The 24,724-nt window shown below is 61.3% G+C and carries 23 protein-coding genes; 15 read left to right on the top strand and 8 right to left on the bottom strand.

Annotated elements, in window-relative coordinates:
* The first annotated feature begins 293 nt into the window (after positions 1-293).
* Both ACZXDY_RS20325 and ACZXDY_RS20320 read left to right on the top strand, forming a co-directional pair.
* Positions 294-500 carry a hypothetical protein gene (locus ACZXDY_RS20325; protein WP_464346711.1) on the top strand — a complete coding sequence of 69 codons (207 nt, stop codon included), beginning with the start codon at positions 294-296 and terminating at the stop codon, positions 498-500.
* Positions 501-626: 126 nt separating this feature from the next.
* Positions 627-1,223 carry a sister chromatid cohesion protein PDS5 gene (locus ACZXDY_RS20320; RefSeq protein ID WP_464346710.1) on the top strand — a complete coding sequence of 199 codons (597 nt, stop codon included), beginning with the start codon at positions 627-629 and terminating at the stop codon, positions 1,221-1,223.
* A gap of 534 nt (positions 1,224-1,757) precedes the next feature.
* On the opposite strand, the gene ACZXDY_RS20315 is transcribed toward ACZXDY_RS20320, so the two are convergent.
* Positions 1,758-2,630, bottom strand: a complete 873-nt coding sequence (locus ACZXDY_RS20315; RefSeq protein WP_464346709.1) for a LysR substrate-binding domain-containing protein — start codon at positions 2,628-2,630, stop codon at positions 1,758-1,760.
* Between the two features lie 135 nt (positions 2,631-2,765).
* Here ACZXDY_RS20315 and ACZXDY_RS20310 point away from each other — a divergent pair, with 135 nt between their 5' ends.
* The 3 genes from ACZXDY_RS20310 (at position 2,766) to ACZXDY_RS20300 (ending at position 6,067) form a co-directional block, all read left to right on the top strand.
* Entirely contained in the window at positions 2,766-3,809 is a 1,044-nt protein-coding gene (locus ACZXDY_RS20310) for a D-cysteine desulfhydrase family protein (protein ID WP_464346708.1), read from the top strand.
* Between the two features lie 32 nt (positions 3,810-3,841).
* Entirely contained in the window at positions 3,842-5,440 is a 1,599-nt protein-coding gene (locus ACZXDY_RS20305) for an MFS transporter (RefSeq protein WP_464346707.1), read from the top strand.
* Positions 5,441-5,506: 66 nt separating this feature from the next.
* Positions 5,507-6,067, top strand: a complete 561-nt coding sequence (locus ACZXDY_RS20300) for a VOC family protein (protein ID WP_464346706.1) — start codon at positions 5,507-5,509, stop codon at positions 6,065-6,067.
* A 59-nt stretch (positions 6,068-6,126) separates the two neighbouring features.
* On the opposite strand, the gene ACZXDY_RS20295 is transcribed toward ACZXDY_RS20300, so the two are convergent.
* The gene (locus tag ACZXDY_RS20295) at positions 6,127-6,522 is read right to left on the bottom strand and encodes a (R)-mandelonitrile lyase (RefSeq protein ID WP_464346746.1); all 396 of its coding nucleotides are present in this window, start codon (positions 6,520-6,522) and stop codon (positions 6,127-6,129) included.
* A 124-nt stretch (positions 6,523-6,646) separates the two neighbouring features.
* Entirely contained in the window at positions 6,647-7,426 is a 780-nt protein-coding gene (locus ACZXDY_RS20290; protein ID WP_464346705.1) for a carboxymuconolactone decarboxylase family protein, read from the bottom strand.
* A gap of 116 nt (positions 7,427-7,542) precedes the next feature.
* Here ACZXDY_RS20290 and ACZXDY_RS20285 point away from each other — a divergent pair, with 116 nt between their 5' ends.
* The 4 genes from ACZXDY_RS20285 (at position 7,543) to ACZXDY_RS20270 (ending at position 10,856) form a co-directional block, all read left to right on the top strand.
* Positions 7,543-8,442 (top strand): LysR family transcriptional regulator, encoded by a 900-nt coding sequence (locus ACZXDY_RS20285; protein WP_464346704.1) that lies wholly within the window; start codon positions 7,543-7,545, stop codon positions 8,440-8,442.
* Between the two features lie 425 nt (positions 8,443-8,867).
* On the top strand, positions 8,868-9,479 hold the full coding sequence (locus ACZXDY_RS20280) for an NF038122 family metalloprotease (RefSeq protein WP_464346703.1): 612 nt from the start codon (positions 8,868-8,870) through the stop codon (positions 9,477-9,479).
* 125 nt (positions 9,480-9,604) lie between these two features.
* Complete coding sequence (locus tag ACZXDY_RS20275; protein ID WP_464346702.1) at positions 9,605-10,318, top strand: cadherin-like domain-containing protein; 714 nt, start codon at positions 9,605-9,607, stop codon at positions 10,316-10,318.
* Positions 10,266-10,856, top strand: a complete 591-nt coding sequence (locus ACZXDY_RS20270) for a cadherin repeat domain-containing protein (RefSeq protein ID WP_464346701.1) — start codon at positions 10,266-10,268, stop codon at positions 10,854-10,856. Before ACZXDY_RS20275 ends, ACZXDY_RS20270 begins: the two co-directional genes overlap by 53 nt.
* A gap of 132 nt (positions 10,857-10,988) precedes the next feature.
* On the opposite strand, the gene ACZXDY_RS20265 is transcribed toward ACZXDY_RS20270, so the two are convergent.
* A complete protein-coding gene (locus ACZXDY_RS20265) occupies positions 10,989-11,783 on the bottom strand; it encodes an alpha/beta fold hydrolase (protein ID WP_464346700.1) in 795 nt (264 codons plus the stop codon).
* Between the two features lie 109 nt (positions 11,784-11,892).
* Positions 11,893-12,402 carry a DUF4269 domain-containing protein gene (locus tag ACZXDY_RS20260; protein ID WP_464346699.1) on the bottom strand — a complete coding sequence of 170 codons (510 nt, stop codon included), beginning with the start codon at positions 12,400-12,402 and terminating at the stop codon, positions 11,893-11,895.
* A gap of 203 nt (positions 12,403-12,605) precedes the next feature.
* On the opposite strand from ACZXDY_RS20260, the gene ACZXDY_RS20255 reads away from it, so the two are divergent.
* Complete coding sequence (locus ACZXDY_RS20255) at positions 12,606-13,349, top strand: SDR family oxidoreductase (protein ID WP_464346698.1); 744 nt, start codon at positions 12,606-12,608, stop codon at positions 13,347-13,349.
* Between the two features lie 48 nt (positions 13,350-13,397).
* On the opposite strand, the gene ACZXDY_RS20250 is transcribed toward ACZXDY_RS20255, so the two are convergent.
* Both ACZXDY_RS20250 and ACZXDY_RS20245 read right to left on the bottom strand, forming a co-directional pair.
* Positions 13,398-14,414, bottom strand: coding sequence for a methyltransferase (locus tag ACZXDY_RS20250; RefSeq protein WP_464346697.1), 1,017 nt, complete (start codon positions 14,412-14,414; stop codon positions 13,398-13,400).
* 49 nt (positions 14,415-14,463) lie between these two features.
* Positions 14,464-15,444 carry a Bug family tripartite tricarboxylate transporter substrate binding protein gene (locus ACZXDY_RS20245; protein ID WP_464346696.1) on the bottom strand — a complete coding sequence of 327 codons (981 nt, stop codon included), beginning with the start codon at positions 15,442-15,444 and terminating at the stop codon, positions 14,464-14,466.
* A gap of 163 nt (positions 15,445-15,607) precedes the next feature.
* Between ACZXDY_RS20245 and ACZXDY_RS20240 the strand changes: the two genes are divergently transcribed.
* The 5 genes from ACZXDY_RS20240 (at position 15,608) to ACZXDY_RS20220 (ending at position 22,964) form a co-directional block, all read left to right on the top strand.
* Positions 15,608-17,179, top strand: a complete 1,572-nt coding sequence (locus ACZXDY_RS20240) for a winged helix-turn-helix domain-containing tetratricopeptide repeat protein (RefSeq protein ID WP_464346695.1) — start codon at positions 15,608-15,610, stop codon at positions 17,177-17,179.
* A gap of 46 nt (positions 17,180-17,225) precedes the next feature.
* The gene (locus ACZXDY_RS20235) at positions 17,226-17,897 is read left to right on the top strand and encodes a DUF4286 family protein (RefSeq protein ID WP_028166059.1); all 672 of its coding nucleotides are present in this window, start codon (positions 17,226-17,228) and stop codon (positions 17,895-17,897) included.
* Positions 17,898-18,161: 264 nt separating this feature from the next.
* Positions 18,162-19,961: an FAD-dependent oxidoreductase gene (locus ACZXDY_RS20230; protein WP_464346694.1), complete on the top strand. Its 1,800-nt coding sequence runs from the start codon at positions 18,162-18,164 to the stop codon at positions 19,959-19,961.
* Positions 19,931-21,778: a 2-oxoacid:acceptor oxidoreductase subunit alpha gene (locus tag ACZXDY_RS20225; RefSeq protein ID WP_028166057.1), complete on the top strand. Its 1,848-nt coding sequence runs from the start codon at positions 19,931-19,933 to the stop codon at positions 21,776-21,778. Before ACZXDY_RS20230 ends, ACZXDY_RS20225 begins: the two co-directional genes overlap by 31 nt.
* Positions 21,779-21,908: 130 nt before the next feature.
* On the top strand, positions 21,909-22,964 hold the full coding sequence (locus tag ACZXDY_RS20220) for a 2-oxoacid:ferredoxin oxidoreductase subunit beta (protein WP_028166056.1): 1,056 nt from the start codon (positions 21,909-21,911) through the stop codon (positions 22,962-22,964).
* Positions 22,965-23,102: 138 nt separating this feature from the next.
* Here ACZXDY_RS20220 and ACZXDY_RS20215 read toward each other — a convergent pair whose 3' ends face one another.
* A complete protein-coding gene (locus ACZXDY_RS20215) occupies positions 23,103-24,293 on the bottom strand; it encodes an ABC transporter substrate-binding protein (RefSeq protein WP_464346693.1) in 1,191 nt (396 codons plus the stop codon).
* Positions 24,294-24,724: the final 431 nt, after the last annotated feature.

Genomic DNA, 24,724 nt, shown 5'->3' with positions numbered 1-24,724 from the left:
ATTGTCTCTCGTTTCAAGCTCGGGATTCGACCTCAGCTCGTTCAAAACACGTGGACCAGGTTTTATGCGCGACCTTCGCAGTGCAATTGCATCCGGCCTGATAGCGTTCGCCGCGTGGACGTTAACAACCATTCCGTCGCCGGCGGACACTGGCAGCGTGCATGTCCTCTTCTCCAAAGCCGGAATCATCGCCGCCGTCGGCAATGGTACAGGCGTGCTGACATTCCACGGCAAAAAATATCCCTTCGACGTTTCGGGCGCGAGTTTTGGCGCCACGCTTGCGCTGTCAATTGATGAGCGTCGGGCAAGCCCAGAACCTGCGCGATCCCGGCGATCTGGCAGGCACCTACACAGCGGTCGGAGCCGGAGGTGCTCTCGTGGCCGGAGCCGGCGCTGTGCGCCTGCAGAATGCGAATGGCGTCGTCCTGGTGCTTAGCGGACCAAGGTTGGGCGTGGAGCTCTCGGCCAGCCTGGCCCGCATCACCATTACGATGAAGTGACTGGGACGCGTCCCCATAAACCGGATTCTGTGGACGCCTCCGGTTGATATCCACCTCGCTCCGAAAGCGACCGAATTGCTGCGCCGCTGCGAAATGACGCGATGAACCATAAGCGGAAGTGCCAATATGGAGAGACGTGCGGCGGCATGCTATTGGTGCCGACGTTCAACAACCCGACGGGTCGCTGATATGTTGGCGGAGCACCACGAGATCATCGAAGAACTTGCATTCCCGTACAAGGCGCCTGACGCCTATCGGGCATTGCTCAATCTCGGGATACAAGCGCTTCCTGCAGTGCGCGTGGGGCTGCGGCATGACAATCCTGATGTCCGCCTGCATTGTTGCAGATTTCTCGACCGATATCTGTCGCCCGACACTCTCTCCGATCTAACGGGTATGCTGAACGATGGCGATGAGCGCGTCAGATGCTCCGCCTTGCACACGTTGGCGTGCGACCGGTGTAAGGAAGGGACCTGCAGGCCCGAGCAAGCTGACGTGCTGCCAAAGGCGATGAAACTGCTTGCGCGCGACCCCGATGCGCATGTTCGCGCAATGGCTATAGAAGTGGTCGGACAGTTCGTCCACACCAATGCTCTTGCCGCTGCGGCGATCGCCGCTGCCCAGCAATGTGATGAAAATCCAACCGTGCGCAAAAAAGCCGGATGGTATGTGCCGGGAGGCCCGATCCACAGGCGGACGAAGCCGAGGCTTAGTTCAGTTTAGTCGAGCTAAGTCGGCAATGGGTGGGCTGCGGCTTGGCCATTTCCGGTCTAACCCTGAATACCGACGTTGAGACGGGTGTCGGGCTTCGACGGTACGGGCCAACAACAGAAATTCGTTTCGATTTGCATTTAGCAATTCGGCAGCGCACGATTGGCCCGACGAAGAAGCGCAAATTCATATCGCCGAATGATGATCGAAAGCCCAAATCCAGCAGCAACAAACAATACGAGTGGGAAGCAAATTCGCTTTTGCCAACCTTACGGCGCAAGCTGCAGCGCGCAACAATCGCATCGATGCGCTTCAGTACTGGCGCAAATGATCGTGGCTTGAGTCTTGTCGAGAAGTACCCAAAGCCGCAGCGTTTCAGCCACGGTCTCGGACGGAATCAGGCGTGCTCCCAGCAGCCTCCTGGCACGTCCGCTTTGACGCCTTCGGCCTTCAAGAGGCGAGATTGTAAGGCGGCACGTATCCGGGGCAGCAGCCCCATGCCCGCGCCCGTCCCAAAGATGCACCGGTATTTATCCCGGAACGCCATCAGAACATTCGGACGGATGATGAAGATGACAGGCTCTGTACTGACTCCGACAGATACTCGCCCAAGTAAGTTGCCGCCACGTTGCGCGACGATCCCTTGAAGAGCGCTATTTCAGTCTCAGGGAGGTCCGGCAAACCTTCCGCGGCGCCAAGAGTTACGAAATCCGGGAGAACGGTGCTTTGGGCCAACGCCGCGATGCCGATGCCTGCCGATACAGCGGCTTGCACGCCGGCAAGGCTGGTGCTCGTGTACACGATCTCCCAAGGGCGCGAACAGGAGCGCATGCGCCGTAATACTTCCGGGCGGTAGACGCAGCCGTGGGGAAACATCACGAGGGGAAGAGGGTCGACGGCAAAACTCTGGCCGCGGGCGCCGACCCAGACAAGCGGCTCCCGCCAAAGAACATATCCCTCCGTCGCTTCGGATTCGCGGCGGGCCAGCACGATGTCGAGATCGCCGTTACCCAGGTCGCGCATCAGTTCGGCTGTCAACGCACTCCTGACTTCCAGACGGATCGCTGGATGACTTGCTGTGAAGCGTCGCAGCGCCATCGGCAGATGGCGGGTGGCGAAATCCTCCGGCAACCCAAGCCGAACCGTGCCCGTCAGCGGTGGGCGGCGCAGCTTCAGCAGCGCCTCGTCATTTAGATCAACCAGCGCCTCGGCATAGGTTCGAAGCACCTCCCCTTGCTCTGTCAGCGCGACACCGCGGCCCTGACGTTCGAAAAGCGGCCGGCCGACGATCTCCTCGAGCCGACGAATATGGAGGCTGATGGTTGATTGCGTCTTATGCAGCCGACCCGCCGCGCGGGTGAAGCCGCCTTGCTCGATGATCGCGAGGAAGGTCCGCACGAGCTCCAGTTCGAGGTTCATTGCGCAATCCATCAGATTATTCGATCAAATTCCATCGAAACAACTCGTTTTACTAATGATTTGCCAAAAAATAGCGTTCCGATGGCGCTTTAACAAGGCAACCGATCTTTTGTTCTCGATCCATGAGCATTTTCGATGGCGTACCGTCTTGCGGGTTCACCTGAGCGCGCGCAACAGGAAGCACAGCGGCTTTCTGCATTTCCTCGCGTGGACCTCGTCCACTCGCCGACCCGACTCGAGCGGCTCGACCGGCTTTCGTCCAGGCTGAACGGACCAACCATCTGGGTCAAACGGGACGACTGCACAGGCCTGGCCGGTGGCGGCAACAAGATACGAAAGCTCGAGTTTCTGATCGGTGCTGCCCGCAAGGAGCGCGCGGACACGGTCATTACGGCGGGCGCGGTCCAGTCCAATCATGCGCGTCAGGTCGCAGCCGCGGCGGTTCGTTGCGACCTGCGGCCGATTCTGGTTCTAACCGACTCCGTTCGTGGGCGCGGCGACCTCTATCGCACCAGCGGCAATGTCCTCATCGATCGTCTGCTCGGCGCCGACATTCGTCTTGTCGGGGACATCGAGAGCGGCCCGATGATGGAAGAGATTGCCGGACAGGAGCGCGAGCGCGGCCGGCGGCCTTACATCATTCCGGTGGGCGGTTCAAACGCGGTCGGCGTCCTCGGTTATGTCGCCGGCTATTTCGAACTGTTCACGCAACAGCATGAACGCGCAATCGCCATTGACAGCATCATCCTGCCAACTGGCAGCGGTGGCACTCAGGCGGGCTATATCCTCGGCGCCCATCTCACTGGGCTCGGGGCCTCTATTCTTGGCATCTCCGTCGGGGCGCCGCTGGAGAGGCAGCGCGCGAAGGTGGCGCAGCACCTGCGATCCGCTGCGCTTCTGCTCGGCATCGAAGATGTCGCCGCTTTCAAGGCTCCTCTGATCGACGATGGCTTTGTCGGCCCCGGGTACGGCCAGCCGGCATCGCAAACCATCGACGCCATCCGGCTTGCGGCCGAGACCGAAGGATTGCTGCTCGATCCTGTCTACACCGGCAAGGCAATGGCGGGGCTGATCGCGCTGATCCAGAGCGGCAAATTCCGGCGGGGCGAGAACATCCTGTTTCTGCACACCGGCGGCAGCCAGGCGCTTGGCGCTTACGCCGACGCTTTCACCTCATAAGACTTCACATCACACAAAGGGGGAACACCACCATGGTCGCTGTGGCCGAAATCGATGCTGCACAAGCAGACACCACAAAGTCGCGCCGACTGGTCATCACGGCCGCATCGCTCGGCACCATCTTCGAGTGGTACGACTTCTACATCTACGGAACGCTCGCTGCGTTCTTCGGCGCACTGTTTTTTCCTCCCGGCAACGAGACTGCAGCATTCCTGGCCAGCCTCGCCACATTCGGAGCGGGATTCGCCGTGCGTCCGCTGGGAGCGCTTGTATTCGGCCGTCTCGGCGACATGGTCGGACGCAAATATACGTTCCTCATAACGATCTTGATCATGGGGCTGTCTACTGCGGCTGTTGGCCTGTTGCCGACCTATGCCCAGATCGGAATGCTCGCGCCGGTGCTGCTGGTTGGGCTTCGTCTGCTGCAAGGACTGGCCATCGGCGGCGAGTACGGTGGCGCTGCGATCTATGTCGCCGAGCACGCACCGGACCGGCAGCGAGGACTTCACACGAGCTGGATTCAGACCACGTCTACTGTGGGCCTGCTGCTGTCCCTTGGCGTCATTCTCGCCTGCCGGCAGTCAATGGACGCGGCTGCGTTCGCGAGCTGGGGCTGGCGAATTCCATTCCTCGTTTCCATCGCATTGCTCGGGATGTCCGTCTACATCCGCCTGCGATTGGAGGAATCTCCCGTCTTCGCCGAGATGAAGAGGGTTGGCGCTACGTCTCGCGCGCCATTTCGCGACAGCTTCGGCAACTGGGGCAACCTGCGCCTCGTGCTCATCGCGCTGTTCGGCGCCACCGCCGGACAGGCCGTCGTCTGGTACACCGGACAGTTCTATGCGCTCTACTTTCTCACGGCCACGCTCAAACTTGACTACGTGAGTGCCTATGTCCTGATCGCGATTGCGCTGGTGGCAGGCACACCGCTCTACATCGCGTTCGGCGCGCTGTCGGATCGGATTGGCCGCAAGCCGCTGATCGTCGGAGGCTTCCTGCTGGCCGCCGTGACCTATTTCCCGATCTTTCACGCTCTGACTTGGGCGGTGAATCCCGCACTGGCGACCGCGCAGAACAACAGCCCAGTCCAGATCGCGGCCAAGGACTGCAATTTCAACATGTTCGCCAAGCCTTCAACGCCCTGCGACATGGCCAGGGACTACTTATCCAAGGCCGGCGTCACTTACTCGTCCGCCGAAACGGCTGATGCAGCGGACGTGGTCGTCCATATCGGAGCGACGGCGATCAAAGGATTCGACAGCGCCGCCTACGCCGCAGCACTCGCCGCCGCCGGCTATCCGAAGACGGCCGATCCGGCGCAGGTCAAATGGCTTCCCGCCGCGCTGCTGTTGATCCTGATGATGGTGTGGGCAACGATGGTCTATGGGCCGATGGCCGCGTTCCTGGTCGAATTGTTCCCGGCGCGCATCCGCTACACCTCCCTCTCGCTGCCATTCCATGTCGGGAATGGCCTGTTCGGAGGTTTCCTCCCATTCGTCGCGTTCGCCGTGGTGACGGTGACCGGGAATCCCTATGCCGGACTTTGGTATCCGGTTGGCGTGGCGTCGCTGAGCTTTGTGATGGGCCTCATGTTCATGCGCAACCGAACTGGAAGCCGCATCGCAGACTGACACCGCGGCCCGGATGGAGGCAATCGCCGACCCGCCGCCCCCAACCGTCATGCTTTGGAGAGAAATATGCGCAGAGATCCGAAAAATGTGGTGCCGGGCCAGCCGCACACCGACCGCACCGGCACGATCAATCACTTGCGGCTGACTGTCTCCGATGTCGCGCGAGCCAGGGATGTTTATCAACCCGTTATGGAGCGGCTTGGCTATCTCCTGATGGAGGAAAGCGTCACGCGCCTCGCCTGGGCGAGCTGGGCGCCACATGGAACGCTGCATTGGTTTATCATGAGCATTTCGAATCCGGACAGCCCGAACAAGACCCACGATCGCTATTCGCCGGGCTTCCACCACCTCGCCTGGAATGTCAGTTCTCGAGACGAGGTCGACGCCTTCTATCGGTTTCTAAAGGATAGGAACGTGCCGATCCTCGATCCGCCGGCCGAGTACGACTATGAGCCCGGCTACTACGCGTTCTTCTTCTCCGATCCGGACGATCTCAAGCTCGAGATCATGCATGTCGATGTTGCCGGGAGTCTTTCCTACTGGAAGCGTTTCTCGGAAGCGGGCGCCCCGCTGAAGCCACTCGAGATCGCAGAACCCCTCTTCGTGCGAGCAGCGTTGAAGAGCTGAGAAGCGTACGGCCTCCAACGCTCGCAGCCATGAGGCAGATGACGTGGGCTATCCAGTCATCACTTGCGGTATTGCGCGTCGCTGACCTTCTCCATCCAGTCGACATTCTTGCCCTCGAGCGATTCCTGGATGGCGATGTGGGTCATTGCAGTGGTCGGCGTCGCTCCATGCCAGTGCCTCAGGCCTGGCGGGAACCACACCACATCGCCCGGCCGCACCTCCTCGATCGGTCCGCCGTCGCGCCGCACCCATCCCAGTCCCGAGGTGATGATCAATGTCTGGCCGAGCGGATGCGTATGCCAGGCGGTCCGGGCACCGGGCTCAAAGGTGACCTGCCCGGCGCCGACCCGCGCCGGATCAGGCGCCTGAAACAACGGCTCGACGCGGACCGAACCGGTGAACCAGTCCGGCGAGCCCTTGGCAGCGGGCCGCGAACCATTTCGCTTGATCTCGATATCCATGTCTCCACTCCTTCGCTCGGCGGCCGACTTCTCCGCCGCGGCCGGGCCGATCACGGTCAGGGCGAACCCGGCCGCGCTGCCAGCGATCAATCGTCGACGCGAGTACGTCCGGATCATGCTAGCGGGGCCGCTTCTCGATCACCTCCTTGACCACCGGCGCCGCGGAAAACGCGTTGGGCCAGCCGGCATAGAAGGCCAGATGGCCGAGCACCTCTCCGGCCTCTTCCCGCGTCAATCCGTTATCCATCGCCCGGTTCAGGTGATAGGTGATTTGCGCGACCTGTCCGGTCGCCACAAGGGCGCTTACGGTGACGAGGCTGCGGTCCCGAGGGGCAAGGCCCGGTCTCAGCCAGAGATCGCGGAACAGCACGTCGGTCGTGTACTGAACAAGACTGGGCGTGATCTCGCCGAACTGCTGCCCGACGCGCGTCGCCCGCTGCGTCTCCGCGGCCTCGTCGAGGGGGAGCTGCGGTCCGGACGCCCGCGGGAGCTGATCGGCTCCGATGTTGCGGCTCCTGAAGACCTCGCGCGCGGCCGGAATCGCGTTCGTTGCATTCGCCCAGCCGGTGTAGAACGCCAGATGCGTGATGATTTCCGACAGCTCCGACGGCTTCACGCCATTGTCGATGGCGAGATCGAGATAGTATGGCAGCTCGACCGTCTGGGCGCGGGCGATCAGGGCTGCGACGGTCACGATGCTGCGATCCCGCGCCGAGAGGCCGGGCCTCTTCCAGAGATCGCCAAGCACAACGCCTTGCGCGTAATTTTCGAGGGCGGGCGCGACCGCCCGAATATCCTGGGGCGTGGGCATCGTTCTCGCTCCATTGGTTGCGGACGTCTGGGCCGAAGCCTGCGCCGTCAGACAGAGTGAGACGGCGGCGGCTGCGAGCACTCTCATGGAGAACTCTCCTCGGTAGCAGATGGCTGGGTCAGCGATCGCGGGCGAACGTAGCGCTTTGGGCATCCGAGGATTAGATGATAAAATCCGATCAGATTTATCGGAGTGGCCTATAAATGGACCGCGAGAACGCGAGCGATCTACTTGCCTTTCTGGCAGTGGCGCGGGAGCGAAGTTTCACCCGGGCGGCGGCAAAGCTCGGAATCTCGCAACCGACCCTCAGCGAGATCGTCCGCGGCCTGGAAGAGCGGTTGGGTGTCAGGTTGCTGAACCGCACGACCCGGAGCGTCACACCAACTCAGGCCGGCGAACGGCTGTTCCTGAAGATCGGGCCCAAGTTCGACGAGATGGATGTCGAGCTGGCGGCCTTGGGCGAACTGCGCGAGAAGCCGGCAGGCACGATCCGGATCACCGCCACGGAACATGCCGCCGACGCGATCCTGATGCCTGCCCTGGCGAGCATCCTGCCGCAGTACCCGGATATCAAGGTCGAGGTTCTGATCGACTACGGTCTCACCAACATCGTCGCGGCCCAGTACGACGCCGGGATTCGGCCGGGCGAATTGGTGGCAAAGGACATGATCGCTGTCCGGGTGGGGCCGGACCTGCGCATGGCGGTCGTGGGCGCGCCCTCCTACTTCTCCAAGCGGAAGCGGCCGCGGACGCCGCAGGATCTGACTCATCACAACTGCATCAACCTGCGCCTGCCCACGCATGGCGGCAGCCTCTATGCCTGGGAATTCGAGAAGAACGGGCGTGAAGTGAATGTGCGCGTCGAGGGCCAGCTTGTCTTCAATGGCGCCGGCGCGCTCCTCAGCGCCGCCTTGAAAGGCTTCGGGCTCGCCTACCTGACCGAGGGACATGTGCAGCCGTATTTGTCGAGCGGCCAGCTTGTGCGCGTCCTGTCGGACTGGTGCCCGCCGTTCTCCGGCTATCACCTCTATTACCCGAGCCGCAGGCAGCCATCGCCGACATTCTCGCTGCTGGTCGATGCGCTTCGCTACCGCCGAAAATGATCGCTGCTGGAGTTTTGTCGAGAATGATCCGCCGGGGCAATTCCGACAGACCGTCTCCCGATCCGGAATTGCCGACGGCCGCAGGTGAAGCGACCGCCCTGCCGAGCGTTGTGAAGGTCCGCTTGGCGCATCGGCACAATTTCAAATAGTCCGATCAACGCCGAACACTTAGAGTAGCTTTTTCATTGACGCAGCGGAGGAACGGACGCATGCACCGCAGCAATGATGCGTGGACACCCCTAAACGCACTCATCCGAGCAGTGCACGGCTTGAGGCGCTAGCACGCAACCAGCTCGGGCCCGAGTTGTAGTCGCTCGCCATGTCAAAGACCGACTGATCCCTCGCTTTTGGTCTCCTAAAGGTACAGAGTGAGTGTACCGGGGCGCGTCCCCGTGATCTCAGCGCGTTAGCACAGGGAGGCTAAGATGAGCTTCAGTGTTAGCTTCGATTCCAGCGTCAACGCCACGCAGCAAGCTGCGGTTCAAGCGGTCGCAAATTTCTTCAACGCCCATTTCACCGACCCCCCATCGATCGATATCAGCATTTCGTTCGCGAACATTGGCGGGCTTGGGGCGAGTTCCTACTCCCTCGACACTCAGACGTTCACTGCCATTAGAACTGCTCTTGTAAATGACAGCACGTCCGCCGACGACGCCACTGCAGTAGCGAGCCTGCCGAACTCTGATCCGGTCACCGGGACGCACAGCTGGACTTTGACGCCTGCCGAGGAAATGGCCCTGGGCATGATCGCCAATAACGGCTCAGCCTCCGATGGCAGCATCCGCTTCAGCAACACCGCGACTTTCGATTACGACCGTACGGATGGCATCACGGCAGGCGCCTTTGACTTCTTCGGCGTCGTTGCACACGAGTTCACCGAAATCATGGGGCGAGAGTTGAATGCCGTCGGCAACACGGTTGCAACGGCGCGGGCGATCATCCCCTCGATCTCTTTAAGTTCTCGGCTGCGGGCACGCGTGAGTTCGTTGGAACAAATGCGGGTTATTTCTCGATCGACGGCGGCACGACCAATCTAGACAATTTTAATACCGCAACGAATGGTGACTTTGGCGATTGGGCAGCGAGTGCGGGAAATGACTCGTTCCTCGCCTTCAGCCCATCTGGTGTGGTGAACGCCGTTAGCCTTACCGACCTGAGAGAGATGGATGTCATCGGTTGGCAGGTGGTGGAGACAGCACCGGCTGTGGCTGCTTTGACGGCAACGGTGGGCGAGGACGGACCGACCCTCAGCCAAAACCTACTCACCGGGGCGTCAGACGCTGAAAATGATACCCTGTTTGTGCAAAATCTGGCCAGCAGCGTGACGACTGTCAGTACATCCACGCTTGCTCAAACGCTCTTGCTGGGCAGCGACTACACGCTATCGGGATCGACAATTTCTCTTACCCCTGCAGGTTTCGCCAAGTTCAACGGGTTGTCTGCTGGGGAAACGGATACGGCAACATTCAATTACGATGTAAGCGACGGAATAACCACGACGCACAACACGTTTGCATTGACGATAAATGGTGTCAACGACGCTCCGTCGGCAATTGCGATTGCAGATAGTGTGAGCGAGGATGGACCGGCCGTCACGCTGACCGCCAACTTCACTGATCCCGATAGAGACGATACCCACGGCTTTTCGATCAACACTGCCGGCACCATAGGCAACGTCATAAACAACAACGACGGGACGTTCAGTTACGACCCGAACGGGCAATTTGAATTCCTGGCTCTCGGGCAGACGGCGACCGACGCCTTTCGCCTACACTGTGACCGACAACCACGGCGCAAGTTCGACAGCGACAGCCTCGATCACCGTGATCGGTCAGAACGATGCTCCTGTAATTCAGACCGGCGGCGGGGGCGATGAGGCAACTTACTGGCTTCGAGTGCACAATGCTGCGATCACGACGGTCCAGGCCAAAGACGTCGATAATGGAGACGTCGTCACATACTCCATCGTTGGTGGGTCAGATGCGAGCAGCTTCACCATCGATAGTCAAACTGGTGTACTCGCCTTCGCGTCCTTGCCTAAGCAGCCGCACAAGGCTTACGAGGTGCAGGTCCAGGCCTCCGACGGTCACCCCGGAGGCACCGACGTTCAGGCAATCACCGTCAATGTTACCGCAGACAAGATGGCAGGGGATCAGGCGAACCTGGAGGCTGACACCTTTGTCTTCCACGACAAGTTCGGGGCAAATACGGTTCAACACTTTGATGTCCTTCACGACTTCCTCCAGTTCGATCGGGGCATGTTTGCCGCAGATACGGCGGCTGCGGTGCTAGATGCCTCTCATGATGATGGCCATGGCAACGTGGTAGTCGATGCACATGCGGGCCATCTGACGCTGCAAGGCGTATCAGTGGCCCAACTGGCAGCTCACACTAACGACATCCTATTCGTCTGAGACGGACTCGGACATCAAGGCTCGACCGCCCCCGCGGTCGAGCCTGCAGCGAAAAAGGAAAAGGCTCGTATCGGAGTGTGCCGGGCTTTTGTACCAACCCGCTGAGTGGCTGGCCTTGCGGCCCCGGAGCGCTCAAGAGACGAGAGGATGTCGTTCAAGGAAGTCCTTGATGGCTGCGTTCACGGGGCCTGGATTGGTCATGTTGACGGAGTGACCGCCCGCAATCAGGATCAGTTCCGCATTGGGGATTGCTGCCTTCATGGCTTGCGCCCTCGAAAGTGGAATCGCGGCATCGGCATCGCCATGGATGACCAGTGCGGGGACGCGGATCGAGGAGATATTGTCGCTGATATCGTCTCGGCGAGCGAGCGTGTCGAGACAGCTCAAGAGATTTGGCGCTGTCATGGCACGCCACTTTTCCCTCCATGCGGAGGCGCCAGGCCAGTTGGGACCGAAAATGATGTGCTCGACCGTGGTGGCGATTTCGTCCGGCAGCTTGCCTGCGATCCATGCACCGAGCAGCGCGCGATAGCTCGCGAGTGTTTTCGGATCATCTACGCCCGCCTGCGTTGCGATCAAGACCAAGGCACGGACGCGTTCGGGATTCATCAAGGCGCATCTCATACCAAGGAAGGAGCCCTGAGACACGCCGACGAGAATGGCGCTGTCGATGCCAAGAAACGAAAGAAGCGCGGAGAGATCGTTTGCGGAATCGTAGTACGAAAAGGCGGGCAACGTTTCCGTGGCAGTCTTCCCATGCCCGCGCTCGTCCCACACGATGCAGCGGTATCTGTCCCGGAACGCCATCACCTGCGGCGAGAACATGGTGCCGTCAAGCAACAGTCCGTGCGAGAAGACAATCGCCGGGCCAGCGCCGCCCGTATCCTCGTAATAGAGCCGCTGACCGTTAACGTCCGCGTAGGGCACTTCTTGCTCCTGCTTACCATTCTCCGTCATTGAAGCATGCGACATCGGCCCGACAAAGGCGACGGAATTTGAGCTACGGCGGTAACAGAGCGGCGCGTCGGAGAATTCCTCACAATGAGTTCAGCCGAGCGCGCAACTGAACGTCGGTCTCGGAAGCGAGTTCGAGCAAGCCGCGATAGGGATCGCCGTCTATCCCAAGAACGGCTGCGAAGGCGGGCTCGGTCTTGATCCCGAGCGACCTTTGCTGAAGGACGGCCTTGCGGAGGCGTCCGTCGTCGAGCGCCAGCAATCTTCTTTCGATCTCGAAATGCAACCAGCCGTCCTGCTGATCCACCGGCCGAGTGTCGCCGAACACCTCGAAGGGCCACCCGCTCCATTCGAAGCGAGCGACCACCGGTCGTCCCGCGGAGGTCCACTGATAAAGACAGAAGCCATCGCAGGATTGGTATTGTTTCCAGATCGCCTCGGCAAAGACCGCCGGGTCAAATGCGTGACAGACGATGTCGATATCGCTGCCCGGCACGGAAATCGCCAAGGGAAGAGTGCCGACGACATGGGGATCGAACGCACGGAGCGTATCCAACACACCTGAGCTACTGATCGCGACTTCGTATTCCATCGTTGCTCGCCGAGGCACGAACCGCCGCCACTCCGGCTCTCAGCCTTTCAGCATTCGCAGTACCACATTTCATGCGATCCTCCATCATCGCTCCCGAGAGTTGCTGGACGTAGCGGCTCGTGAGATATTTGCACCTGTTGGCGAGCCGTCCCAGTCGTCAATCCGGAACTACTCGCCTTCGTCAAACGCTGAGGGAGAGTGCCATGAAGATCATCGTCATCGGCGGCACCGGGCTAATCGGATCGAAGCTGGTCGCAAAACTCAGCCAACAGGGACACGAGGCCGTGCCGGCCTCTCCGCGGTCGGGTGTGAACGCGGTGACGGGAGAAGGGCTCGCGGCCGCGCTCACCGGCGCGCAAGTCGTGGTGGACGTTTCCAATTCGCCATCCTGGGAACCTGCCGCAGTGCTCGACTTTTTCGAGCGTTCCACCCGCAATCTCGTTGCTGCGGAAACCGCGGCCGGCGTGACGCATCACGTCGCGCTATCGATTGTCGGGACCGACCGCTCGCCGGATATCGCCTATTTTCGTGCCAAGATCGCGCAGGAGACACTGATCAAATCGTCCGGCGTTCCCTACTCCATCGTCCGCGCGACCCAGTTCTTCGAATTCCTGAGCGCCATCGCCGAAACCGGAGCGGTCGGGAACAGGATTGTCGTTCCGTCGGCCCTGTTCCAGCCGATCGCGGCCGACGATGTCGTTGACTGCCTGGCAGAGGTTGCGGTCGGGCAGCCGCTGAACGCCACGATAGATATAGCAGGCCCGGAGAAGGCGCCCTTCGATGAATTCGTTGCGCGCCGCCTGAAGGCATCAGGCGACAGCCGGCTCGTTTTCGGTGATCCAACCGCGGAGTATTATGGCGCGCCGATCGACGATGCCTCGCTGACGCCCAGCGGCACAGCCCGGCTTGGACCAACTCGCCTGGAGGCTTGGCTCGCGAGACTTTAACGTCGGCCGAGGCTCGGCTGACCCAGACTCGGAGTTTCCGCACCGACCTCAGTTCGTGATCTTGTCGAACTGAATCAGGCTGAACGAGCCAGCGCTGGAGAGTCCCGCAAAGGTGAAGCCGGCCGACTCGGCAAGGGTGCGGTACTGGGTTTCGGTGCGCTCCAGGCCGCCCGGCTCCCGCAGCATGTTAAGGTCGCTCATGGCGCGCTCCCGGTCTTGAGCTGATGTCGTCGGACGTTCTGGCATGATCCGCTCGACGATGATCAGCTTGCCGCCCACTGGAAGCGCATCCCGGCACTTGCGCAGTATGATCTCGCTCCGATCGTCCCTCCAATTATGGAGGATGCTCTTCATCAGGATTGTATCGGCGCCGCTCGGGACCGCCTCGAAGAAATCGCCGGCAACGAACCGGCAGCGGTCGGCGATGCCGACCCGATTGAAATGCGCTCGCGCCTCGTTCTCGCAGCGTGCAAGATCGCACGCTATTCCCGTGAGATGCGGATTATGCAGCAGCACGCCGGCGATCAGCTCGCCTGAGCCGCCGCCGAGATCCATGACGACGCGCGAGGTCGAGAAATCGTAGGCCTGAACGATTTTCGGAACGAGGCTCCGCGTCAGACTGACCATCGCGGCATTGAACCGGCTGACGACTTCCGGCGAATTGCCCATCACAGCATAGCGATCGTGTCCCTCCCCCCGCATCTCGGTCGCGGTCTTCCCGGAGCGAACGGAATCGACAAGGCCGGCCCAGGATCGCACGAGGACTTCGCCTTCGAAGAGAACCCAGTCCTTGAAAGAGGGATTGGCATTCCGATCAAGCTGTCGGCCGAGGTCGGTGATCGTAAACCTGTCCCCGCTTGCCCGGTTGCAGACCCCAATCGTTGTCAGCGCAACGAGCAGCCTGCGCAGCGCGCTTTCGTCGGCGGACACCAACCGGGCAAGCTCGGCCATCGATTTTGCATCGTCTCCGATCGCCTCCGCGAGGTCGAGCTTGGCGGCGGCATAGATCGCCGCCGTCACACGGTGGGACTGCACGAGATCGAATATCGATTCTGATCCGTTCATGTGTTCCTCCAACAGGATGAGAGCCCGGGACTGCAGTCGGTCGGAGTCTTCAATTGGTCGGAGTGAATCCCGTTGCTTGCACGATCGCTTTCCAGCGTTCGGATTCGGATGCGATCAGCCGGGCGAAGTCGCCCATCGCGATCGCGTCGGGCTCAACTGCCAGCTTTGCCATGCCGGACCTTACCTCGTCGATGCGGAGGGCAGCCTGGATGGAACCGTTGAGGCGCTCGACAATACCCGCCGACGTCTGCGCGGGAACGAAAAACCCATACCATGTGAGGTCCTCAAGCGAGGGATAGCCGAGTTCTCGCACCGTCGGCACATCAGGAAGAAACGGACTGTGGCGCGGTCCGGTGGTCGCCAGCGCACGAAGATCTCCGGATCGGACAAGGCCGAGCGAGCTGCCGACCGGCATAATGGCCGATGCGATCTCTCCTTTGACCAAATCCTGGATCGCGCCATTGCCTTGATAGGGTACGTGAAGAAAATCGAAGCCCGCGGTGCGGCCCAGCATCGCGCCAAGGAAATGCAGCGTGGTGCCGGCACCCGCCGTGCCGTAGGTGGCCTGCTTTGGGTTGGCGCGGCACCAGGCGACGAAATCTGCAAGGGTCCTTACGTCACCCGGCACCTTCGGACCGACCGTCAGCAAGGTCGGAGTCGAGGCGACGGTCGACACCGCCGTGAAATCGCGCGGCTCATATCTGAGCGTCTTGTAGACGTGCGGAAAGAGCATCATGAATCCAAGCGGCGCGAACAGCATGACGGTTCCGTCGGCGTCAGCCGTCTTCACCGCCTCGACCGCGACACGGCCGGCTGCGCCAGGCCTGGTCTCGACCACGATCGTTTCCGCATAATCCTTCATCTGGCCGGCAACGAGCCTTGCCAGGGCGTCCTGCAACCCCGGCGTAAAGCCTGTCAGTATATGCACGGTTCTTGCCGATGGTTGTGCGATGGCACGCTGCACGAGACCCGCGGCAGAGAACGCGACGCCGGCCGCCGACACGATCAACAAGTCACGACGTGTGATCATCAACTGTCTCCCAACCTGATCTCATTCCGCGCTTACTCTACCTTTGGATGTACCACGGCGAGGATGGACAGGCTTGGTCTCCGGCTTACTTTTTCCTTATCGTCGGCTTACTCTTGCGTTCGGGCATAAACTTCCGTGATTGGCCGCCGTGCGGGGAAGTCGCTTGCGTTATATTTTTGAAGATTTTTCATTTGATACCGCCCGGCGCGAGCTGCGTCGCGGCGCGGATGTCATCGCTGTCGCGCCGAAAGTATTCGACTTGCTTGGCTATCTGATCGGCAACCGGGACCACGTCGTCAGCAAGGACGATCTCATCAAAGCCATCTGGCAAGGCCGCATCGTTTCGGATGTGGCCCTGACCACGCGCCTGAATGCTGCGCGCAGGGCGATTGGCGACTCCGGGGACGAACAGCGACTCATCAGAACGTTTCCGCGCAAGGGTGTCCGTTTCATCGGCACGGTGCACGAATCGGCTGTGCCAGCGGGCGCAACGGTGTCGGACGGCTCGCCGAAACCGGGCTTTGCCATTCCTGATAAACCTTCGCTGGTCGTCCTGCCGTTCACCAATCTCAGCTCCGATCCCGAGCAGGAATATTTCGTCGACGGCGTGACCGAGAGCCTGACCACGGATCTGTCGCGCATGGTCGGGATCTTCGTGATCGGCCGCAACACCGCTTTCACCTACAAGGGCAAGCATGTCGATCTGAAGCAGATCGGTCGAGAACTCGGCGTTCGCTATGTCCTCGAGGGTTCCGTGCAGCGTAATGGAAGCCGCATGCGTATCAACGTTCAGCTCATTGATGCCGAGACCGGCAATCACCTGTGGGCAGAACGGTTCGACAAGCCGATCGCCGATCTCTTCGACATGCAGGATGAAATCGGCGCGCGTCTTGCCAATCAGCTTGGAACGGAATTGGTCACGGCTGAGGCGCGGCGGGCGGCGCGGGCGCCGCTTCCGGATTCGATGGACCTGTATTTCCAGGGCATGGCGTGTGTGAACCGAGGATCGGACCCGGCCAACCTGTCGCATGCGCGCAGGTTCTTCGAACAGGCCTTATGCCTGGATGCCGGCAACGCTGAGGCGATGGTCGGAGTGGCATTCGTCGATGCCATGCGGGGAACGTCCATGCAGACCGGCGACCGGACCGCACGCCTTCTGGCGGCCGAGACGTCTTTGACCAAGGTCCTGGCGTACGTGCCCAACCACGCGATGGCGCATTGCCTTCTTGGCGTCGTCCAGATTTTTACCAAGCGTGCCGCTCAGGGCATCGCCGAATGTGAGCGGGCCTTGGCGCTGGATCGAAATCTGGCCACAGCTTACGCATGGATTGGGCTTGGCAAATGTTATCTCGGTCGAGCCGAAGAAACTGAAGCCTACGTCATGGAAGCATTTCGGCTTTCGCCACGTGACAACCGAGCGTTCAGTTGGATGAATACAGCGGGTGTCGCGCAGTCCTATCTTGCAGCCGATGAAGCGGCTGCCTACTGGTTTAGGCGATCCATCGAGACCAACCGGAATGTCGCCGCGTTCGTTCACTTCTACCTTGCCGCGGCCTTGGCACATCTCGAGCGGATCGAGGAAGCACAGGCTTCGGTACAGGCGGGACTGGCCCTCGATCCCGATTTCACGCTCTCCCACTTCCTCGCCATCGCGCCAATGGACAACCCGACCTGCCTCGCGCAGCGCGCACGGATCGCCGAAGGTATGCGCAAGGCAGGGCTACCGAACGGCTGAATAGGCGGACAGTAATTCCGCAGTTGGAAACTTCTGGAGAACACCAATGCCCCTGGCCGGAAAAGGCATGCTGCTGACGTCGATGGATATCGATCCCGCTGATGAGGCCGATTTCAATCGCTGGTATGACCGCGAGCATCTCGAGGAGCGCGTCGCCATTGATGGCTTCCTGGAGGCGCGTCGCTACGTCGCACATGAGGGCAAGCCGAAATATCTCAGCCTCTACTCGACTGAGACCTTCGAGGTGTTGGACAGCCCGGCCTACCGCACCGCACTCGCCAACCAGACCGAATGGTCAAAGGCCAACATCGCGCGCTTCAAGAACATGATCCGCGGCGTCGCGCGCATCACCATCAGCCGGGGCACCGGCCGCGGCGCTGCGCTCGGCATCATCCGGCTTCGTCCGCCCGGCGAAGGCAAAGACAGACTGCGCGAAGCGCTGCGCGACCAGCTCGATCCCGCCAAGCTCGATGGGATCATCTCCATCCATTTGATCGAAAACGACCCTGCCCTTTCGAAACCGCTGACATCAGATGCATCGAATGCCGCGCCGGGCGCCGGTGACTGGTTCGTGCTGATTGACGCCACCGATGTAAGGGCCGTCCCGGCCGCCTTGGCGCTGGTGACCGACAACGCCGCCTGCAAGCCGCTGGTGATCTCCAGCGGCACTTACCGGCTGATGTGGGACCTCGCCAAGAGCGACCTGCCCCGCGCGTGATCCGCGCCGGCGGTGTCACGAATTGTTGCACCGCCGCATAAAGCCTTCATGGAGCTGAGCGGCAGGCGCGTGCTGCACCGCGCGAATGCCTGATGTCGCGCAGAATTGGCTTGTGTGCCTGATCTGGAATGGCTCTAATAAGAGCCGTCTATGATGCAATTGGAAAACCAGAAGAACGCCCGTCCGTTGGGCGTTCGCAGGCAAAGATAAGGCCGCGCATCTGACTTTGGGCTCCGACTTGGGTCCCGCGCGGATAAGGTAGGAATGAAACCGACTGATATCTCGGCGCCGGACTACTTTCACAAAGTAGTCGACTGCCAATGGGCCTGCCCCGCCCATACACCGGTTCCCGAATATATCCGTTTGATTGCCGAGGGGCGTTACAGCGACGCCTACATGATCAACTGGAAGTCCAACGTGTTCCCCGGGATTTTGGGGCGCACGTGCGACCGTCCATGCGAGCCGGCCTGCCGCCGCGGCCGCATCGAGGAAAATCCGGTCGCGATCTGCCGCCTGAAGCGCGTGGCAGCCGACTTCAAGGACGATATCAAGCACCGCCTGCCACGGCCCGGGCCGAAGAACGGCAAGCGCATTGTGCTGATCGGCGGCGGCCCCGCTTCGCTCACGGTGGCGCGCGACCTTGCCCCGCTTGGCTATCACTGCACCGTGTTCGACCAGGATCCCAAGGCCGGCGGCATGATGCGGACGCAGATCCCGAAATTCCGCCTGCCGGATTCGGTGATCGACGAGGAAACCGACTACATCCTGGGCCTCGGCATCGAGTTCAAGGGCGCCCACCGCATCGACAGCCTGAAGCAACTGCTGTCCGAGAACTATGACGCGATCTTCGTCGGCTCCGGTGCGCCGCGCGGCCGCGAGCTCGACATTCCCGGCCGCAAGGAGGCAGCCGCCAACATCCACATCGGCATCGAGTGGCTGTCGTCAGTGTCGTTCGGCCATGTCGAGAAAATCGGCCGCCGCGTGATCGTGCTCGGCGGTGGCAACACGGCGATGGATTGCTGCCGCACCGCGCGCCGCCTCGGCGGGGCGGACGTGAAAGTGATCGTCCGCTCCGGCTTCGACGAGATGAAGGCCTCGCCCTGGGAGAAGGAAGACGCGCTCCATGAGGACATCCCGATCCTCAATTACATGGTGCCGGTCGCCTTCATCCACGACAACGGCAAGCTCACCGGCGTCACCTTCCAGAAGGTGAAGGCCGAATATGACGCCAAGGGCCGGCGCAATCTGGTGCCGTCAGGCGAGCCCGATGAGACCGTGGCCTGCGACGACGTGCTGGTCGCGGTCGGCCAGGAGAACGCCTTCCCCTGGATCGAGGCCGATTGCGGCATCGAATTCGACAAATGGCACATGCCGAAGGTCGATCCGAAGACCTTCGCCTCGACCAATCCAAAAGTGTTCTTCGGCGGCGATGCCGCATTCGGCCCGAAGAACATCATCTGGGCGGTGGCGCATGGCCATGATGCCGCGCTGTCGATCCACAAGATGCTGTCCGGCGAGGACATCAACGAGCGCCCGCTGCCCGAGGTGCACGTCTCCTCGCAGAAGATGGGCATCCATGAGTGGAGCTACGACAACGACATCTCCACCGACAAGCGCTTCAAGGTGCCGCATCGCGACAAGGTGATCGCGCTGAAGGACATCCGCGCCGAGGTCGAGCTCGGCTACGACCTCAAGCTTGCGCTCGGCGAAGCCGAGCGCTGCCTGAACTGCGACGTGCAGACCGTGTTCACCGCGCCGCTCTGCATCGAATGCGACGCCTGCGTCGACATCTGCCCGATGGATTGCATCACCTTCACAGAGAACGGCGAGGAAGACGATCTGCGGCAGCGGCTGAAGGCGCCTTCGCCGCATCACGACCAGGCACTCTATATCGCCGACGGGCTGAAGACCGGCCGTATCATGGCGAAGGACGAAGACGTCTGCCTGCATTGCGGGCTGTGCGCCGAGCGCTGCCCGACCGGTGCCTGGGACATGCAGAAATACCTCATCGATATGGTTCACGCGGGATCAACATGTCAGTCCAAAGCCCGATCAGCAGCGTAAACGACTTCGTCGTCCGCTTCGCCAACGTCAACGGCTCGGGTTCGGCGAGCGCCAACGAATTGTTCGCGCGTGCGATCCTGCGCCACGGCGTGCCGGTGTCACCGCGCAACATCTTCCCCTCCAACATCCAGGGCCTGCCGACGTGGTATGAAGTGCGGGTGACAGAAGCCGGCCATCTCGGCGCCCGCGGCGGCGTCGACATGATGGTGGCGATGAACCCGCAGACCTGGGACAAGGACGTCGCCTCGATCGAGCCTGGCGGGTATCTGTTCTACGATTCCACCAAGCCGATGCCGTCGTCGAAATTCCGCGCCGACATCACCGTGATCGGGGTGCCGCTGACCGCGATCACCAACTCGACCTATACCGATCCGCGCCAGCGCCAACTGTTCAAGAACATCATCTATCTCGGCGCGCTGTCCGCGCTGCTCGAGATGGATCCGAAGCTGATCGAGCAACTGATCGGCGAGCAGTACAAGGGCAAGGAGAAGCTGCTCTCCTCCAACGTCCATGCGCTGCATCTCGGCCGCGACTGGGCGCTGCAGAACCTGAAATGCCCGATCGGGCTCAGGGTCAAGAAGGCCGACAAGGTCGGCGATCGCATCTTTCTGGAAGGCAACAGCGCCGCCGCGCTCGGCGCGGTCTATGGCGGCGCCACGGTCTGCGCGTGGTATCCGATCACGCCGTCATCTTCGCTCGCGGAGGCCTTCACCAACCATTGCAAGAAGCTGCGGCACGATCCGGAGACCGGCCAGGCGAAATATGCGATCGTGCAGGCCGAGGACGAGCTTGCTTCGATCGGCATCGTGATCGGCGCCTCCTGGAACGGCGCGCGCGCCTTCACCACGACCTCCGGCCCCGGCATCTCCCTGATGACGGAGTTCATCGGTCTCTCCTACTTCGCCGAGATTCCGGCCGTGATCATGAATGTGCAGCGCGCCGGTCCTTCGACCGGCATGCCGACGCGCACCCAGCAATGCGACATCATCGCCTGCGCCTATGCTTCGCATGGCGACACCAAGCATGTGCTGCTGTTCCCGGAAGATCCGGCGGAGGCGTTCGAGTTTGCCGCGACCGCCTTCGATCTTGCCGAGCGGCTGCAGACCGTGATCTTCGTGATGCTCGATCTCGATATCGGCATGAACCACCGGCTGTGCCGGCCGCTGCGCTGGGACGACGCCCGGCAATATGACCGCGGCAAGGTGATGACCAGGGAGATGCTGGAAGAAGGCCGCGATTTCGGCCGCTATCTCGATGTCGACGGCGACGGCATTCCCTTCCGCACCTATCCCGGCACGCACCCGACCAAGGGCTCGTACTTCACTCGCGGCACCTCGCGCGACCGCTATGCGCGCTATTCGGAGGAAGGCCCTGTCTACGCCGACAACATGCAGCGCCTGGTGCGCAAGTTCGAGACCGCGCAGGACCTGGTGCCGCGGCCGCTGCAGGCCAATGCGGCCAAGCCGACCAAATATGGCGTGATCTATTTCGGCTCAACCGCGCCGGCGATGGACGAGGCGATCGAGATTCTGGACGCGCGCGGCCATCATCTGGATCGGCTGCGCATCCGCGCCTTCCCGTTCCACTCCAGCGTCGCCAGCTTCATCGCCGACCACGATTTCGTTTACGTCGTCGAGCAGAACCGCGACGCGCAACTCCGGCAATTGATCGTCAACGAGAACGGCATCGATCCCGTGCGGCTGGTGCCGATCCTGCATTATGACGGCACGCCGATCACCGCGCGCTTCATTGCCAACGCGATCGGCGACCACCAGGACCATCTCAAGGTGACCCCTCTGCGCAAGGCCGTGTCATGACCTCTCCTTTCATCTCTCCGGCGTCATGCCCGGGCTTGACCCGGGCATCCACGCCTTTCTTTCTCCTGACCAGTACGTGGATGGCCGGGTCAAGCCCGGCCATGACGCGGCGGGGACCGCAGGTGTTGTTATGACCTACATTGCAAAGCCGAAATTCCATCATCCCGGCCTCAAGAAGAACGAGCTCGGCTATACCCACCGCGACTACGAGGGCAAGATCTCGACGCTGTGCGCCGGCTGCGGTCACGACTCGATTACGGCATCGATCATCGAGGCCTGCTATGAGCTCTCGATCGAGCCGCACCGGGTCGCGAAGATTTCCGGCATCGGCTGCTCGTCGAAAACGCCGGACTATTTCCTCGGCAATTCGCACGGCTTCAACTCGGTCCATGGCCGCATGCCGTCGGTGCTGACCGGCGCCAACCTCGCCAACCGCGACCTGATCTATCTCGGCGTTTCCGGCGATGGCGACAGCGCCTCGATCGGCTTCGGCCAGTTCGCGCATTCGATCCGCCGCGGCGTCAACATGACCTATATCGTCGAGAATAATGGCGTCTACGGCCTGACCAAGGGTCAGTTCTCGGCGACCGCCGACCGCGGCTCGAAGTCCAAGAAGGGCGTGGTCAATACCGACAATGCGATCGACCTGGTCGCGATCGCGCTGCAGCTCGGCGCCACCTTCGTGGCGCGCAGCTTCTCCGGCGATAAGACCCAGCTCGTGCCGTTGATCGCGGCCGCGATCCAGCACAAGGGCGCGTCCTTCATCGACGTCATCAGCCCCTGCATCGCCTTCAACAATCACGCCGGCTCGACCAAGAGTTTCGATTATGTCCGCGAGCACAACGATGCCGTGAACCGGCTCGACGTGCTGGTCGGCCGCGAGCCGATCCATGTCGACTATGCGCCCGGCACCGTGCAGGTGGTCGAGCAGCACGACGGCTCGCGGATCGCGCTGCGCAAGCTCGATGCCGATTACGATCCGCATGACCGGGTGGGCGCGATGACCTTCCTGCAGAAGCACGCCGCCAAGGGCCAGATCGTCACCGGTCTGTTGTACGTCGATCCGGAAGCCGAGGATTTGCACGCCCATCTCAACACGGTGGACACCCCGCTCAATACGCTGGATGCGAAGGCGCTCTGCCCCGGCTCCGCCGCGCTGGACAAGATCAACGCCAGCCTGCGTTAGCTGCGCCCCCTCTCCCGCTTGCGGGAGAGGGCGGGGGTGAGGGTGTCTCCACGAGTCATTACGTGGAGAGGGCCCTCACCCGGCGCTATGCGCCGACCTCTCCCGCAAGCGGGAGAGGTGAAAGGAGCCTGCACGCCCTCACTTGTCGCCGAGCACCTCGCCGAACAGGACCCATGACTTGCCGTCGAAGCGCGCCATCTGGATTTGCCGGATGGGCGTGACATTGGTCGGCTCGGTCGTCACCTTGATGCCCGGCAGCAGCATCGGCAGTTCGAGGCCGTTGAGGTTGGTGGCCTGTTTGATGATGTTGTCCCGGCTGAGATCGTCCTCGCAATTCTTCAGCACCGCCGCCATCACGCCTGCAACCGTATAGCCCTGCACGTTGAAGAGGTCGCCGGGACTGGCATTCGGCTGATACTTCGTCATCCAGGCCGAGAATTCCTTCTGCGCGGGATCGTCAGCCCAGCGCGGATCAGTCGGGTCCTTCAGATACAGGCCAGTAACAACACCGACCGCGTTCTCAAGACCAGCAGGTTCGAGCACGGCGGATACGGAATTCGAGACGGTCGGCAGGATGATCAGCGGTTTCCAGCCCATGCCGGCGGCCTTGCGCAGCGCTTGCGCCGCGAACTTCGGCGTCGCCTCGGCAAAGAACACGTCTGCGCCGGACTCGCGCATCGACACCATCTGTGAATCGATGGTCGGATCGCTGGTCAGATAGGTCGTCTCGGATACGATCTGGCCGACATGCTCGCCGAGCCCTTCCTTGAAACCCCTCAGATAATCCTTGCCGGCGTCCTCGTTCGGCGTGATCACGGCGATCTTGGCGTCCGGCTTGGTCCGCAGAATGTACTTGGCGTAGAGCCTGCCTTCGAGTTCGTAGGTCGGATTGAAGCCGACGGTCCAGGGGAACTGTTTCGGGTCGTTCCACCGCGTCGCGCCCGACGAGACGAAGAGCTGCGGCACGCGCTTGATGTTCAGGTATTTCTGAACGGCGATATTGGGCGCGGTGCCGACGGAACTGAACAGCGCAAGCACCTCATCCTGTTCGACGAGCTTGCGTGTCTGCTCCACCGTCTTCGACGGCGAATAGGCATCGTCCAGGCTGTCGAATTCGATCTTGCGGCCGTTGATGCCGCCCTGGTCGTTCAACATCTGAAAATACGCGGCTTCCGCGCGCGCGATGGTGCTGTAGGCCGATGCGGGCCCGCTGTAGGGCGCGGTGTTTCCAAGCTTGATGGTGGTTTCGGCACTGAGCGAAGCTGACGTCGTCAGCATCGAGAGCGCGGCGGAGGCGAGAGCGCCCGCCAGACATTTGCGAGTTGTCACGGTCTATTTCCTTTTTGGTTTTTTCGACCGCGCGCACCATACCAATCGCGCCAGATGAGGCAATCGCGCAAGAATTCCGCGTGCCGGCAATTGGCACGCGCAATGTCTCTTTCTCCCTCTCCCCGTTCTTACAAGGAGAGGGTTGGGCTGAGGGGCTTTATCCGCGAACAAAATGGCAGACGGACTCGCGGAGACTCCCCTCGCCCGAAATTCAAGCTCCGCTTGAATTCGACCTCTCCCCGCAAGCGGGGCGAGGTGAGACCGGATTCGCCGCTCGATTAGAGAGAACGACTAGAGCGTGATGTTTTTATACGGAAACATATCCTGAGTTTTTGAGATAGTTGGCGCACTCCTCGAGACTGTGAATCTTTTTATATCGGGCGCGTGGCAGCTGTGATTCTCTTCGCGGATTGATTTGCAGGAGGGGGATG

It is taken from the genome of Bradyrhizobium sp. LeoB3 (assembly GCF_055456055.1).
This window is presented reverse-complemented; position numbering and strand designations above follow the sequence as displayed.